We start from the raw sequence: 14,713 nt of genomic DNA, 5'->3' as shown, positions 1-14,713 counted from the left end.
AAAAACGGCTTCATCGCCAATAAAGACGATGAAGCCGCTTAAACATCGGATTATTTTAATCATGACTTGCCTGGGTCTGACGCATCCTGCCCAAGCTTTCCGGAGTACTCATCGGCTCCCGCAGCATATGCCAAACAGCTACTGATACGCCAAATTATGCTGCATCCAATTATCGACCGCTGCCAGTTTCTCGCTCACTTCGTCGACACTGCTGCCGTGCACATCGAAAAATGCGGTTACAAAGACCGAGGAATTCGGAACACCATACACCGTACCCGCTTGAGTGTAAATCTCGTAGTCATCGACATACTCAAACGGAACTTGCTTGGGCGCCGCCACTACTGTTCCTTGGCGTGGCGCCGTCAGCACAAAGCCCGCATATTTATCATTATGCATCTGGCCTTCACGCAAATCACTTAACTCATCGCGTTCGATTTGATGTACCAACAGTTCTTTGTAGAGATTAATATGACTATTATGCTCAATCAACGGCACAATTCTGCCGCCCCCAGCCCGACAGGCAATTTCACAGAGAACGAGTTGCCCCGCTGAATTTTCAAATACTTCAATATGGAAGATTGCGTCTTTTTCCACTGGCATCACGTCCAGCGTTGCATTAGCAAATGCTAGTATTCGACTTGATTCGCTCGTGCGATACGGTAAAAAAGCAGACGCTGTGGACACCCCGTGCTGAAAGGCCAAGCAGTCGGTCAGGTATCTTCCCGTCGAAATATATCGGACTTGATGATCAACTCGTAAGACATCAATATGGTACATCTTCCCGTCAACAAAGGATTCAATCATTTGCGGCTCTCCAGAATGATGGGCCACCGCTGCCATCACTTCAGCGACATTGTGAACAACGCTCGTATCTGCAGAACCACCGCCTGAAACGGGTTTAATGACAAACGGATACTGGTTTTCATGCACCTCAATAAAACAGAGCGCATCCAGTAAATCGTCAATCGCCTGAAAGTCAGTCACTGGAATGCCATGTTCACGCAGGTAACTTTTCATTTTGACCTTGTTACGATACAAAATCGCGTTTTCAATGCGCTGACCAGGCACCTTGAATAACTTTCTCAACCTAGCCGCAATTAGCACATCTCTTTCTCTAAACGAAATAATCTTCTGAATCCGATTATGGTCGTTAATGCGTCGGATCTGTCTGACTAGCGCTGCTTCCGCATACCAATCATCTACATAAGTCAGGGTTACGTTGGCGGCAAAATTGGCGGCCGCATATTCTGCCCGTTTCTTACTGGTCGTCACCACGTCATAGTGATTATCATCTGCCGTTAACCATTCATCAAGTCTTAAGGTCGCTATCGACAGGTTCGCTAAAATAACAATTTCCATACCATCACCCGATTTCTACAATGACTTGTTTGAGCCGATGCAATAAATTCATTTTTAGCCGATCTGGGTCGGTATCTGTGCCCATCATTTGAAGAATTCGATTCTGATTATCAATGTCGTCCACAGTATCACCGACCTGCTTTCGAATTATTGTCTTAAAAGAGTCATCATTCGGAACGTCCAGCCGCGTAATCACGCCACGTTTGGTCGGGAAAACTGACATAATTGAACTGTAGCTGCCATTCCAATCAGGAAGGTGACTCACGGATTTGTTCTCGGCAATCAAATCTCCCCAACAAGCGACAACGTCACAGTGATAGACGTTGTTCATCAAGACGCCCATCATGCCACCACCCATTCTGATGTGTGTTTCGACTAGTTCAATATGGTCGTCTTTAGTCACAATAATTTCAGTGTGACCAACCCCTGACTTGATTCCTAACGCATCATTTATTTGCGTCATGTACGCGGCAATTCGTTGCGTCTCATCAGCCGTTAAGCGCGCGGGAATAATGTGCCCGACTTCATTCATATTTGAATCTTTGATCTTTTCCGTCACATTCAAGACGTGATGTTGACCTAAGTTTGAAAAAGTTTCAACACTGTATTCTGTGCCATCAATAAACGTCTCCATGACATAATCTGATAAATCTTCAATATCTAGATCCTGCAAATCCTGTAATGAGTTAATCTTTCGCACACCATGGCCGCCAATACCATGATCAGGCTTGAGAATAAACGGATAATTAAAGGCGCTGATCAAATTCAGAATCTGTTGTTTAGAATGAACTGATCGGCTTTTACAGTGACTTAACCCGACTTCATCTAGCCGATTACGAACACGATGCTTGTCATTCAAGAAACGAATATCATCCTCCGTAAAGCCCGCAATGGCATAGGTATCGGCAATCTTGGCGGCCAACTGCTGATAACTTTCCGAGAACGAATAGACAAAGTCAAAGCTAAAATCGCCGAGGTTCAACTTTTCAATCTCATCGAAATCAGCTAGATCATCCACAATAAAAACATGCCGGTATTGCTTAGCAGCTAAGGTCTCAGCATGTGCCTTCGTACAGATAATACTGACGTCAACGTACGGCGCTAGTGACCGATGCGTGTAGTCGGCGCCTTGGATAACTAAAACTTGTTTTCTCATTATATCAACCTCCTCACTTCAGCAAATAGTTTTAACGTGTTCCAACCCGTCGCTTGGTTTTGCGACCGTCATCAATTCCGTTATGTCGTGTCCATCTTTTTAATTCAGTATCGAATCGCTTCATGACTCATTTTCAGAACATCAATGTTGACTTTGACAAATTATTTATGTAATTGAAACCCAATCGATTTTATATTTCCGACTTTCTGCCACCCACCACAGATTTACCTCAACAAAGTACGGCATCAATCGCGCGCTACCACCATATGCGCCACCAGCACCTTTCACGCCACCACTAGCTGGTTCTATCACCCTTACTCAATATCGGGGCTACTGCGGGAACAGCCGACAGTCCAATTCTCACCTCATTCAGCCTGACACCAATTTGGAATCATCGTCTACTGATCAACACGAACCAAATCGCATTAATGACGGTAATGCCAGCACTAATGATTGCCAGCGCTTCGATGGCATGTTGGTCGATAATCAACCCGAAAAGCGTGCTCCCGATTGGAACTGCGATACTCGCACAGATAAAAATCATTGAAAAGAAATAACCGATGAGTTCATTTCTCACATTAATTTGGATATAGCTTTGCAAGCCGACATTATACCTGGCATAGAAGAATCCAAGTATGAACGAAGTCAGCATGAACGCCTCTTTTGTTAGGAAAATGCCAGTGACGCCCACGCTGAGCCCACCAACGATTAGCCCCCAACGCTCTCGCGATATTTGCTCATCAATATGGATATATCGAATCGAAAGCAACCCTAAAATTGCCGCAGCGGATTCAATGCTCACGATTAGGCCGTATAAAGAATGATCATGAAAATTATTAATCGCGATCGTTGGAATAATTAGCGTGTATCCCGACAAGAAGATATTCGAGAAAAATCCAGCGATGATCAAGTAGGCTAGTAAGGGCGCTTTGAGCATATAGACGAAAGCCGATTTATAAGTCACCCCGTTCCCATCTGATAATGATTCAGACTCACACCAGATGCCACGGATAAATAAAAATGAAATAAAAAACGAGATACCATTCAAGGTAATCGTCCCAATTAGCGACAGCCAATGATTGGTGTAAAGGAACGTGGTTAGCATCGGCATAACCACCTTGATTGTTTCTGTCCCCGTACTTATCACAGCGTTAAACCCGATGATTCTATCCTTCGATACGGCAATACCAATCAATCTTTTCAGTGACGGCCCGGTCATCGCGACGTTCATATTCAAGGTAAAGACTAATGCCAACAATATCGGCAGTCGATAATTAGTGGTCAGCAGCAACACATCGGCAATTAAGCAAAAGATTGCCGACAACCCATCCGCGTACCTGATGGCCTTAATGAAATAAAGCTTTTTGGAAATTGTGGCCCCTAAAAACGAAAATAACAGTGATGAAACACCGGCAATACTTAAGACGTGCGACAACACCCGTGCCGATCCAAATGTGTCAATCACCCACACATTAATAAACACGTTGAAAATACTGGTACCGACCAGCGACGAAAATTTTGAAGTTGCTAGTTGTAGCTCTACGCGTTCGCTTTCCACAGCACCACCCCCTTTCCCTTTTGCATCCAAGGCAGACATTGCTGATCTCTAAAATCAGTAGCGCTCATCAAAATGAACACTAAACACAAACCAGTTAATCTGAAATGTGGCGCCCGCCTTTACATCCACTACCTACCCCATCCCGTTCTTGCACGACTAACACTGTAACTTAGATCGTAAGTAGCTTTTAGATGTTATTAACATTAAAACTAGATTATAAAGTTGTCAATATATTTTAATCTAATCATCCGATTAAGATAACTAATCAACCTAAAAATCAACCGTCTCGAATCGCTGATACTACTTGTTTCCAAGTGTTCTATATGTTAAATAGCAATTATACTTATCAGTGATAAAAATAGACAGTAGTGTTTGTTAGCCATCGACGATTAAATAGAAATGAGAGATTATCCAATTTAATTATTAAGGACAGGGCGATCCCGTGTATGCAGTAAATAGCTGACCGTATTGGTTGATGCTTTTCAGATTATTTTCAATACAAAAAGAGTGTCCCAAACTTCTCGGTTTTTGAGAAGCTTGAGACACTCTTTTGCAATAAACATAAAGCCGCACGATCAGTTGCAGCATTTACTGCCTACAAACAAAGTATGGTTTTTATCGGCTATTTCTGAACGCTCTTGCCATTGAATGTTAACCTGAGACTGTCTGCTAAGAAAATAAAAAATAATAATACATCCAGTTCAGATGGCAGTTCTCGATAGACAATCCAAGTTACCACCATAAACACGAATAAAAATACACACAGTCCAATACTGATTTTTTTGGTCATATCTAATATCCCCTCTGAATACAATCGACAGTTATCAGTTCCATATTGGATGTCGCCTACCCATTCAATATAGACATATTAATCTCTATAATTTCCATACACGACAACGCTTTTTCACAGTGATTTTTCGAGCAAAATTTTACATTTAAACCCACCAACAAGTAACAACTCTTTTTTCTGAATAACCAGGAAGGCTACTCATCCTCTTTTAAAATTTTATTTAGTTCCCGCGATTTTCTATGCGAAACGCTGCACTTGATACCATCTATCATGGTTAGCTCTTTTCTCTGGTAATCAAAACTACGAAAATGATCCAGATTAACTAATGTACTTTTATCACACCTAAAGAAGTCACTATATTTACCTTCAAAACTATTTAAATTACCGGGAAAATCGGCCACTTTATTTATAGCAGTCAATCTCACGATACCAGGCCGTTCTTTGCTAGTACTTAGCATAATAACATCTTTGACAGGGACTGAAAAAAAGCGCGTTCCAATCTTATATCCCAGAATATTCTTGTGTTCTTCCGCTTCCGACTTAAGAATATCTATGGTTGCACGAATATCCGCTTCTATTTTCGTCTTAACAGTATCTGGACCTTGTTCTTTCAAAATATAATCTAGCGGTGCAATGCGCCGTTCTAAAGTTAAAAAAGACAACTCCTCATGAGTGGTAATGAATACAATTTGGGCAAACGGCAATCGATGGCGAACATCATCTGCGAGATTCAGACCTGCTTGGGGCTGACTGCCAATTTCCATATCCAGAAAAAACAACCCTTCTTCGGAGCTTGCAATGCTGTCCAGCAGAACTTGCGAATCGTCAGTTGCTACTGCCAATTGCATATCATATTCTTCAATCATGATGGTATTGTTTATGATACTTGTATATTTGCTTCTTTGAGCTTCATTATCTTCTAATATATAAACCGGTAACACCTAGTTATCCTCCGTAATAATTAAACTCATTGTGACATAGCCTTTTGTGCTTTCAATTTCCATATAGAACCCCTGCTGCTGTTCGACAAGCTCTTGCACATTTGCGAGGCCCAAGCCACGATTGCTGCCCTTGGTTGAATAGCCAGTCTCAAAGATCTTGTGTTGGTTAAAATCTGAACCAACAGAATTACTAATCGAAATTTCAGATGTATTTTCAATTACATTAAAAGCAACTGTCACCGCTCTATCGGCCATTAATTTTGCTTGTTCAATTGCATTATCCAACAAGTTACCCACGATACGCATTGCTGCAGCAACCCCATGACCGAGATAAAAATCAGTGTCACCTATTTCAATATTTAGCTTGACATCACATTGTTTAGCCAAAAAACGTCGCAGCCCCACAGCCACGACGTCTCCAGCGGAATTTACCGCCCAATCTATGTGTTTAATTATCTTCAATGGTGCTATGTGTGGCGGTCATCTGACTGGCACGATGAATGGCGTTCTTCAAGACGAACGGCGCAATCATCGTCACCACAATGATAACCAAAATGATATCCGAATAGTAATCGTTTGATAGTAAGTGTGCTGAAAAGCCAATCTGTGCAGTTATCAGCGCCATTTCGCCACGTGAGATCATGCCCGCGCCGACTAGATAATTGCTACGGCGGCTGAAGCCATTGACCTTAGCGCCGAGGCCGCAGCCCCACAGTTTGGTGAGGACCCCGAGCACCGTCATGACCACGATGAACGGAAGCGATTGCCACACACCCTTGAACGTCATATTCAAACCCACACTGACGAAAAATAATGGAATAAACGTCGTGTAGCCCACTGGTTCGATACTAACGTCCACCACGTGCTGGTAATCCGTTTGCGCAATCGCGACGCCGGCAAAGAACGCGCCAATCGCGCCACTCAGTCCGACGAGTTCTGCTAACCAAGCTAGACCCAGGCAGATGATGATTGCCATGATCGTCGGGCTGGCCGCCATTAGTAAATGGTCGCTCAAGGCCATCAAGTATGGCGCCACCCATTTGATCACCAAGAACACACCGATGAAGAAGCCGACTTGTTCTACGAGGACGACGCCGATATTGGTCTGTGCAACGTCGCCCTGGCCGCCCATCATCGCAATCATGATACTCAGCAGGATCACGCCGATAATGTCGTCAGCGACCGCCGCGCCTAGAATCGTCGCCCCCTCCTTCGTGTCGAGTACTTTGAACTCTTTCAACACTTCCACGGAAATCGAGACCGAGGTGGCTGAGAAAATCACGCCAATAAATAACGATTCGAACCAACTGAATTGGAACAGGCGACTTGCCAAGCCCATGATGATGACCGGGAAGATGACCCCAATGATCGCCACAATGATTGCCGGTCGCAGGTATTTACGTAACAGCGCGAGGTTACTCTCTAGACCACCGATGAACATCAACACCACGACCCCAATATCCGAAAACGTCTGAACAAGCGTCGTCAGATGGACCCAGTTCAGAACTGCGGGACCCACAATGACGCCCACTAGGATCTCACCAATTACGGCCGGAATTCCCGCGCGATGTGCAAAGTGTCCCGCTAAGGTCGTCGCCAAAATCAACAAACAAAGTATTCCTAAAAAATCCATGCACTCACCCATCCATCAAAAGTCTTAGTCTAATCATACACCTTAATCCTGACTAATTTTGTAGGCGTGAGCCGTCTGCATCCGCCGAACCACGTGCCAGCCCAGACCAATCAACAGGCCGAGTGCTGCCGGCAACGCCCAGTCAAAGCCCAACTTGGCCAATGGCAGGTACTGCTGGTCCCAGGCCAATAGCGTTTGGACCCACTGCATATTAGTAATAACGCTCGGTGCGGAGGCAATTCCATCCAGAATGGCTGGAATCAACGTCAGCGCCGTCGTCCACCGATAAACGATTGGATCATGCTGGAAGAGTGGTGACGCAATTGCCAGGATAATCAAGGTAATGGCTAATGGATAGAGAAACATCAGCATTGGCGTCGACCACGCAATGATTTGATCCAGGCCAATGTTGGCAATGATGAATGAGGCGCCACACGCAAGCCGGTTGAAAGCCGCATAACTAATCTTGGGGAACTTGGCGTGTAAAGCTTCCGCAAAAGACGTCGCCAGTCCAACCGATGTTGTGAGGCAAGTTAAGGTCGCCATGATGGCGAGAATAATCTCACCTGGAACCCCCATAAAGGCATTCGCGATTTGGCCAAATGCAATTCCGCCATCCGCTGACAACTTGAACTGTGACAAGGAGGTCGCACCAATCCAGATCAACCCTAAGTAAATCACTGCTTCTAGGCTAATGCTCAGCAGGCTAGACTTGGCCGCAGTCTTCGCAATCGCCCCAGCATCACGTTGGCCGATGCCCCGAATCGCCGTAACGACCGCAATCCCAAATAATAGGGCCGCTAATGCGTCCATCGTGTTGTAGCCTTGCAAGAACCCATTTAGAAAGGCCCCGTGTTGGTAGGCGGCAGTTGGCGTTGCATCTGCCTGTCCCAGTGGCTGACTGAACGCAATCCCAAAGATCAGCGCCAACAGAATCAGGAACGCTGGGTTCAATAGCTTGCCAATCGTATCAATGATGCGCGTTGGTCGCCGCGCCGCCCAGTAGGTGATACTGAAGAAAATCAACGAGTAGGCGAACAGGAACCACGGCGCCTGACTGGTACTGACGTGGCTCGCAATCCCGATTTGAAACGGGGTCGTCGCCGTTCGGGGTGTCGCAAAGAGCGGTCCCAGCGTCGCGCAAGTTAAGACCATAAAAATCGTCGCGTAACGTTTGCCAATTGGCCGGGCCAAGTCGTAGATCCCACTACTGCGCGTCACGCTAATGGCAATAATACCCAGTAGTGGTAGCAGCGTCCCGGTTAACAGGAAGCCCCACCCACCCGTTAGCCAGTGACTGCCCGCGAGTTGCCCTAAATGAATCGGGAAGATCAAGTTACCGGCACCAAAGAACATTCCAAAGAGCATGGAACCAATAATCAGATAATGTTTGAACGTTAATTTTTGTGTTTGCATCGCATTTCCTCCATTACAAGTGGTCACCAATCATCCGTTTGTGTCATTGTGACCATTAACACTCGATACAAACCACCATCACTACTCGTTACTAACATGTTCATCTTCCTCTCATGAGATTAAAAAAAGCGTCCTGACAAAATCATCATTTGATTTTGTCAGGACGCTTCCGCGTGGTACCACCTGTCTTCGTCACGAGTTCACACTCGTCACCTTCGCGTACGGTCAGTCAGGCCATCAGCCTAGGACTCACGATACGTTGGCCCGTTAATGGGGGCACCCAGCTAACACTTCATCACGTCGCATTAGCAGTTCTCAGGTTACTTTCTAGTCAGTGTCATCACCGCTTCACACCATCCAGCGGCTCGCTTAAGATTAGGCTGACTATACTCTCCTGATCATCACGTTCAATCTCATTTATTTTTAATATTTGCAACCATAAACTCATTATGCGGACTTGTCAACACTTTTTTCGCAAATCACGTGCTTAATCGGTCAACGCCCATTTGCGGATGGCTTTCGCGACCCCGTCCGCATCGTTGGTCGCCGTCACCGCATCCGCGTGTTCCTTGGCAACCGCGCTCCCGTTACCCATCGCGACCGCGGTCCCGGCAAAGGCAAACATCGGCAAATCATTTTGTTCATCGCCCAGGGCCATCACTTCGTCCGCTTGAATCTGCAGCTCAGTGGCCAAATCCTGCACCGCCTGACCCTTATTGACACCAGTGTGCATCAATTCTAAGAAGTTCGTGGCGGCCCGAACGACGTACAGCTCATCACCAAAGGTCGTCTTCACTAGGTCTTCCACCGCATCCAGTTGGGGACCTTCCCCAACGAACAATCCCTTAGCAATCTGAAAGTCAGCGGGCAAGTCGTCAGGGTCGCGTACTAACAGACCGGCCTTGTTCTCCCATGCCTGCACGACCGTGACCCAGTTGACGTCCCGGTCAGCGGTATAAATCGTACTCTCGGCATCGAGGACGTTGAACGGCACGTGGTGTTGTTGGCCAAACGCCGTCATTTGTCGGTAATGGGCGTTGTCGATCAGGTGTTTGGCAACGATGCGCCCATCGATACTCTCGATCACAGCGCCATTGTAGGTAATCACGTACTGGTCGTCACCGGCTAGGCCCAGTGCATCCAGATATGGCTTGGCACCAGCTAACGGCCGCCCCGTGCAGAGGACGACTTTGATGCCGGCATCCCGAGCAGCTTTGACCGCAGTAATCGTACTCGGCAACAGTTCACCCTTGGAATTCAACAAGGTGTCATCAATATCAATTGCGATTAGTTTAATTGTCATTAATTATCGTTCCTTTCATCCGCGAATACGGTTACAATTAAGTTATGCCACCGCTTCCACGATGGGCTACTTCCAATATAGCATAGCCGAACGATCAACATGGTCGATTTTTAAAAGGAGGCGGGGCGATTTTACAAACTATTCAAACGAGGCCTAACAATGGAAATCTTACATGAGGCGGTCCAGACGATTCCCCGCCTCCCTTTTAAATACTATGAACACGACCCCTTGACCGACATTACGGTGACACCCCACTGGCATCAAGGTATCGAGCTGAACTATCTGGTCAGCGGAACGGTGCTCAAGTTCGTCACCGATGGGCAAACCGCCGAGTATCGACCGGGCGATCTCTGGACCACTAATCGGCGCGTCGTACACAGTGCCAGCGGTCCTGCCGAGGTGGACTGGGTCGAATTTGGTTTGATTATTGACGATGCTTTTCTCCAGCATCAGGTCCCTGCCAGTGCGAATTGGCAGCTGACCTTACACGGCGCGTCCTCGGCGAGCGAACACCCGCAGGCTTACGCCCAGGTACGTCAACACCTAGTCGCCATTCACGACCTACTCGCAACGCCCACGACTGACTTGGTCCGGCTGAAAGTGCTCAGTCACTTTTATCAGCTCGTCGCTACGCTGGGGGAAACGTTCACGGCCCCAATCAGTGCTCCGGCGGTCAACCCGAACCAGACGCTGACCGATACCGTGATGTCGGCCATCAATCAACACTATGCTGACCCGATCGACGGCAATACTTTAGCTGACCAATTTCACGTCTCATTGACGACATTGAATCAGCAGTTCAACGCCAACGTCCAGATGTCCGTCAACCGCTACCTGCGTTTGATTCGATTGATGAACGCGCGGCGCTTGCTGTTAGAGACGGACCACAAAGTCGCCTACATCGCGATGGCGTGCGGGTTTCCCAATAGCAAGACCTTCAATCGTAATTTTAAATCCTGGAAGGGCGTGACACCGACCGATTACCGCCAAGCCTACGCACGCTATCACCGAATTGATACTAGTTGCCTCTAAAAATGTCCCTTCATTGTGCCGATTCCGTGGTAAGCTACGGCTATCAAATAAATGACGGGAGTTTTGACAATGATTAAATTAATGGCAACTGATATGGATGGGACTTTTCTTCGCGATGACATGACCTACGATGAGGCGCGCTTTGCGTTACTTTATCAACAACTGCAGCTGCGGGGCGTCCGCTTCGTCGTCGCTAGTGGTAATCAATACTTTCAATTGAAGTCCTTCTTCAAGAACTATCCGGAAATGATCTACGTTGCGGAAAACGGCGCTTATATTCGTGACGCCGAGCGCGTTTACGCCCAACACGCCTTTCAACCCGCGGCGGTGCAAACGATTCTGGATAAGATTCAAGCAATTCCAGAATTAAAAATACTCGTCTGTGGTGCCAAGAGTGCCTACACGCTCAGTACGACTGACCCTGACCACGTCGCTAACATGCGGCACTACTATCACCACTTAGCCGTCGTCGATGATTACGCCCAGATCGATGATGATATCTTGAAATTCGCCATCTCATGCCCGCCTGAATGCACAATGGCCATCGTTGCGACATTGCGCGACCAATTAGTGGGCCTCGGCGAACCAACTAGTAGTGGTCACGGCGATATCGACATTATCCAGCCGGAAATGAATAAAGCTGCCGGATTAGCTGAATTGGGCCAAGTCTTAGGCATCAACCTTGCCGAAATGGCCGCATTTGGTGACGGTGGTAATGACTTAGAAATGCTGCGGGAAGTTGGCTTCGGGGTCGCGATGGCTAACGCCCAACCCGACGTGACGGCGGTCGCCAACGCCACGACAGGGTCAAACCAAGAACAAGGCGTCTTACAATGGATCAATCATTGGCTGGAGGCGTAGGTCATGCAACCACGGTTAACCACGACGGTCAGCATTCTCAGCCTCTCCACCGTGACTGGGATCACGACCGCCATTACGGGCATCATTCCCCAGCTCAAACGGGCTTTTCCACGAGTCCCGACAACGCTGATTGAATGGGTCGTCACGATTGCGAATTGCAGCGCACTGATTACCCTGCTACTCAATCCCCGCTTGACGAATCGCTGGGGGTTGCGGCCGGTTGTCATTAGTGGCCTCTTACTCAGTGCGGTGATGGGTTTGATTCCTGCATTCACCGCCAACTTTACGGTCATCATGCTGAGTCGTTTAGGTCTCGGGTTAGGCGTGGGGCTCTTCTCACCGCACGCCATCAGCCTGTTAACACACAGTTTTACGGGTGAGTTGCGGGCACGACTATTGGGGTATCAGACCGGACTGTCGGCACTAGGTAACGCGGTATTGCTCGGTCTGGCCGGCCTGTTGATCGGAATTAGCTGGCACGCGGTCTTCTGGTTATACGGTGGGCTCGTCATCATTGCGGGATTAGTGGCCCGTTTTGTCCCGGAACCGACCAGTGCGGCCCCCGTGACCACCACGGAACAGGCCAGTCTGCCACGTCATCAATGGCTTTTATTAGGACTGACCTTTATCACTTACCTGCTCATTTGGGGCGTCCAGCTCAAACTGCCCAGCTTCTTTGCCGCCCGCCATTTTGGCAACGCTGCCACGATCAATCTGACACTGGCCGCCATGAACATTGGTGGCTTGCTGGCCGGGCTGACCTTTGGCTATCTACACCGAATCTTGCATCGCTACACCTTGACATTAGGCTATGCGGGGGCGGCTGGCTCAGTCCTAGTCCTATGGTTGGCGCCTAACGCGACGATTGCGATTGGCGCGGCCGTGTTCTTTAACTTTATTTACTCTTACACCGGACCGTACCTAGTCTTTACCAGCAATACCGGCTTAGACGCCTCACAAGTCAACGTTTTGAGCAGTTACTTGACGATTGCGACGATCATCAGTGCGTTTTTCGCGCCACTCGTCTGGAACGGTCTTGGCCAGTTGGGGCCTCAGTCCCTCACAGCCAATGTTTTAATTTGGATCATGCTGATTTTAGGTGGGCTAGCCATCCTCACCGCGACCCACCATTCTCGAAAGGAAGTTTAAACCATGACATCTAATAATGATCGCCTACATACGGGCGAACTCTATCTACCCAACGACCCAGAACTGGAAAAACGCCAATTCGGCTACCTGGATCAACTGTATGACTTTAACCAGACTCGTCCCAGTGAATTGACCAAGCGGCAAATTCTGCTCAGTAAAATGTTCGCCGAAATCGGTCCTAACTGCTACATCGAGCCGCCACTGCGCAGTAACTTTGGCGGTCACCACGTCCACTTCGGCAAGGGCGTGTACGCGAACTTCAACCTGACACTGGTTGACGATACCCACATTTACGTTGGCGACTACACCATGTTTGGGCCAAACGTCACCATTGCGACCGCGGGCCATCCGATCCTGCCGAGCCTCCGTGAACAAGCTTACCAATACAACATGCCCGTCCACATTGGTCGTAATTGTTGGTTAGGTGCCGGCGTCATCGTGCTCCCTGGAATCACGATCGGCGATAATGTCGTCGTGGGGGCCGGCAGCATCGTCACCAAAGACTTGCCTGATAACGTCGTCGCTGTCGGCAATCCGGCCCATATCTTACGCCAGGTCAGTGATCATGACCGTGAATATTATTTTAAGGACCGTAAGATTGATCCGAGTTTGTTGGATTAATGTCAAATCAAATAAACAGCCCGTTGTGTTTCGCCTGATTACGGCAGAACACAACGGGCTGTTGATGATTAATTACGCAAAATGAGCACATTAGTGGTTTTTTCCAAGAACTAACCGGACGATAAAATAACCGAAGCCACTATTTTTTTGCAGGATTTTTCATCACATGACTTTAAAACGTTAATGATTCAAATTTTCCCCGCTTCTTTTAAATTTCTGACCAAAGCGTTCCAGTCCTCATCATTAAAATTGGCAATTTGCGCCCCAACGATATCATTCTCACGATTTAAAAGAGCAAAAAAGTGATTTGAGATCATAATCATGGCAGAAATTTCTTCATCATCAAGTATAAAGAATATTTTCTTCTCCCCTATATAAAATTCAAAACTACGATTGTTAGTAATGACATCCCCATATTCGAACTCATATATGTTAATAATAGGGTTAGCCTCGGGTATGCTTCCATTAAAAATAAAATCACTGTTTTGAATATCATTGATAGAAGTAACTGTTACATTCACAATTTTCTTACTAACAGAATTAATTTTAAATTCAACAAAAGAATATTCCTTATTAATAAACCTATAGTAATAAAGTCCTTCTGCTTCCAGATCGTTTTCCGGAAAACTAATCGACACTGGTACATAGTAGTCTATTTCCATTTCTTCTTTGGAAATACTATTTTCCAACTTTTCCACTTTCATATTGTCCTCTTTATTGTCCGGTCCTAATTTAATTTCTAATATTCAATGAGATATCGTCACTTTTATTTTCAGATAGCAGAATAAGGCTTCTACCAAATTGCTCAATCAATCCCAACTCACTGTAAATATAAAATTCACATCTATGTTTTCTATCAGGATTATCGTCAATCTCCATATCAAGCTCTATTTC

13 protein-coding genes and 1 other annotated feature are annotated in these 14,713 nt (G+C 46.8%); of the genes, 4 read left to right on the top strand and 9 right to left on the bottom strand.

Going from position 1 to position 14,713, the window contains the following annotated elements; genetic code table 11:
- Window positions 1-138: 138 nt before the first annotated feature.
- From KGF70_RS15030 to KGF70_RS14995, 8 genes are all read right to left on the bottom strand, one after another.
- The gene (locus KGF70_RS15030; protein WP_216769322.1) at window positions 139-1,359 is read right to left on the bottom strand and encodes an acetyl-CoA carboxylase biotin carboxylase subunit family protein; all 1,221 of its coding nucleotides are present in this window, start codon (window positions 1,357-1,359) and stop codon (window positions 139-141) included.
- Window positions 1,360-1,363: 4 nt separating this feature from the next.
- Window positions 1,364-2,515, bottom strand: coding sequence for an acetyl-CoA carboxylase biotin carboxylase subunit family protein (locus KGF70_RS15025; protein WP_216769320.1), 1,152 nt, complete (start codon window positions 2,513-2,515; stop codon window positions 1,364-1,366).
- A 391-nt stretch (window positions 2,516-2,906) separates the two neighbouring features.
- A complete protein-coding gene (locus tag KGF70_RS15020; RefSeq protein WP_105919924.1) occupies window positions 2,907-4,073 on the bottom strand; it encodes an MFS transporter in 1,167 nt (388 codons plus the stop codon).
- Window positions 4,074-5,057: 984 nt separating this feature from the next.
- Window positions 5,058-5,804: a response regulator transcription factor gene (locus tag KGF70_RS17840; protein WP_216769319.1), complete on the bottom strand. Its 747-nt coding sequence runs from the start codon at window positions 5,802-5,804 to the stop codon at window positions 5,058-5,060.
- Complete coding sequence (locus KGF70_RS15010; protein WP_253954883.1) at window positions 5,805-6,191, bottom strand: GHKL domain-containing protein; 387 nt, start codon at window positions 6,189-6,191, stop codon at window positions 5,805-5,807.
- A 61-nt stretch (window positions 6,192-6,252) separates the two neighbouring features.
- Entirely contained in the window at window positions 6,253-7,437 is a 1,185-nt protein-coding gene (locus tag KGF70_RS15005) for a cation:proton antiporter (RefSeq protein WP_216769317.1), read from the bottom strand.
- Window positions 7,438-7,479: 42 nt separating this feature from the next.
- Complete coding sequence (brnQ, locus tag KGF70_RS15000) at window positions 7,480-8,853, bottom strand: branched-chain amino acid transport system II carrier protein (protein ID WP_216769315.1); 1,374 nt, start codon at window positions 8,851-8,853, stop codon at window positions 7,480-7,482.
- Between the two features lie 156 nt (window positions 8,854-9,009).
- Window positions 9,010-9,264, bottom strand: a binding site (T-box leader).
- 76 nt (window positions 9,265-9,340) lie between these two features.
- Window positions 9,341-10,156 (bottom strand): Cof-type HAD-IIB family hydrolase, encoded by an 816-nt coding sequence (locus tag KGF70_RS14995; protein ID WP_216769313.1) that lies wholly within the window; start codon window positions 10,154-10,156, stop codon window positions 9,341-9,343.
- A gap of 159 nt (window positions 10,157-10,315) precedes the next feature.
- On the opposite strand from KGF70_RS14995, the gene KGF70_RS14990 reads away from it, so the two are divergent.
- From KGF70_RS14990 to KGF70_RS14975, 4 genes are all read left to right on the top strand, one after another.
- On the top strand, window positions 10,316-11,188 hold the full coding sequence (locus KGF70_RS14990; protein WP_216769311.1) for an AraC family transcriptional regulator: 873 nt from the start codon (window positions 10,316-10,318) through the stop codon (window positions 11,186-11,188).
- 69 nt (window positions 11,189-11,257) lie between these two features.
- A complete protein-coding gene (locus KGF70_RS14985) occupies window positions 11,258-12,049 on the top strand; it encodes a Cof-type HAD-IIB family hydrolase (RefSeq protein ID WP_216786483.1) in 792 nt (263 codons plus the stop codon).
- A gap of 3 nt (window positions 12,050-12,052) precedes the next feature.
- On the top strand, window positions 12,053-13,198 hold the full coding sequence (locus KGF70_RS14980) for an MFS transporter (RefSeq protein ID WP_216769309.1): 1,146 nt from the start codon (window positions 12,053-12,055) through the stop codon (window positions 13,196-13,198).
- Window positions 13,199-13,201: 3 nt separating this feature from the next.
- Window positions 13,202-13,819 (top strand): sugar O-acetyltransferase, encoded by a 618-nt coding sequence (locus KGF70_RS14975; protein WP_003637596.1) that lies wholly within the window; start codon window positions 13,202-13,204, stop codon window positions 13,817-13,819.
- A 188-nt stretch (window positions 13,820-14,007) separates the two neighbouring features.
- On the opposite strand, the gene KGF70_RS14970 is transcribed toward KGF70_RS14975, so the two are convergent.
- A complete protein-coding gene (locus tag KGF70_RS14970) occupies window positions 14,008-14,523 on the bottom strand; it encodes a hypothetical protein (protein WP_120769605.1) in 516 nt (171 codons plus the stop codon).
- Window positions 14,524-14,713: the final 190 nt, after the last annotated feature.

Source organism: Lactiplantibacillus sp. 7.2.4, from assembly GCF_018991185.1.
Lineage (GTDB): Bacteria > Bacillota > Bacilli > Lactobacillales > Lactobacillaceae > Lactiplantibacillus > Lactiplantibacillus pentosus.
Note: the sequence above shows the minus strand (reverse complement) of the source record. Positions and strands in the feature narration are given on the sequence as shown.

Coding starts and splice junctions, on each gene's coding strand:
- brnQ (WP_216769315.1), bottom strand. CDS start 8,853: ATGCAAACACAAAAATTAACGTTCAAACATTATCTGATTATTGGTTCC.
- KGF70_RS14995 (WP_216769313.1), bottom strand. CDS start 10,156: ATGACAATTAAACTAATCGCAATTGATATTGATGACACCTTGTTGAAT.
- KGF70_RS15030 (WP_216769322.1), bottom strand. CDS start 1,359: ATGGAAATTGTTATTTTAGCGAACCTGTCGATAGCGACCTTAAGACTT.
- KGF70_RS14970 (WP_120769605.1), bottom strand. CDS start 14,523: ATGAAAGTGGAAAAGTTGGAAAATAGTATTTCCAAAGAAGAAATGGAA.
- KGF70_RS15005 (WP_216769317.1), bottom strand. CDS start 7,437: ATGGATTTTTTAGGAATACTTTGTTTGTTGATTTTGGCGACGACCTTA.
- KGF70_RS14990 (WP_216769311.1), top strand. CDS start 10,316: ATGGAAATCTTACATGAGGCGGTCCAGACGATTCCCCGCCTCCCTTTT.
- KGF70_RS15025 (WP_216769320.1), bottom strand. CDS start 2,515: ATGAGAAAACAAGTTTTAGTTATCCAAGGCGCCGACTACACGCATCGG.
- KGF70_RS14980 (WP_216769309.1), top strand. CDS start 12,053: ATGCAACCACGGTTAACCACGACGGTCAGCATTCTCAGCCTCTCCACC.
- KGF70_RS14975 (WP_003637596.1), top strand. CDS start 13,202: ATGACATCTAATAATGATCGCCTACATACGGGCGAACTCTATCTACCC.
- KGF70_RS14985 (WP_216786483.1), top strand. CDS start 11,258: ATGATTAAATTAATGGCAACTGATATGGATGGGACTTTTCTTCGCGAT.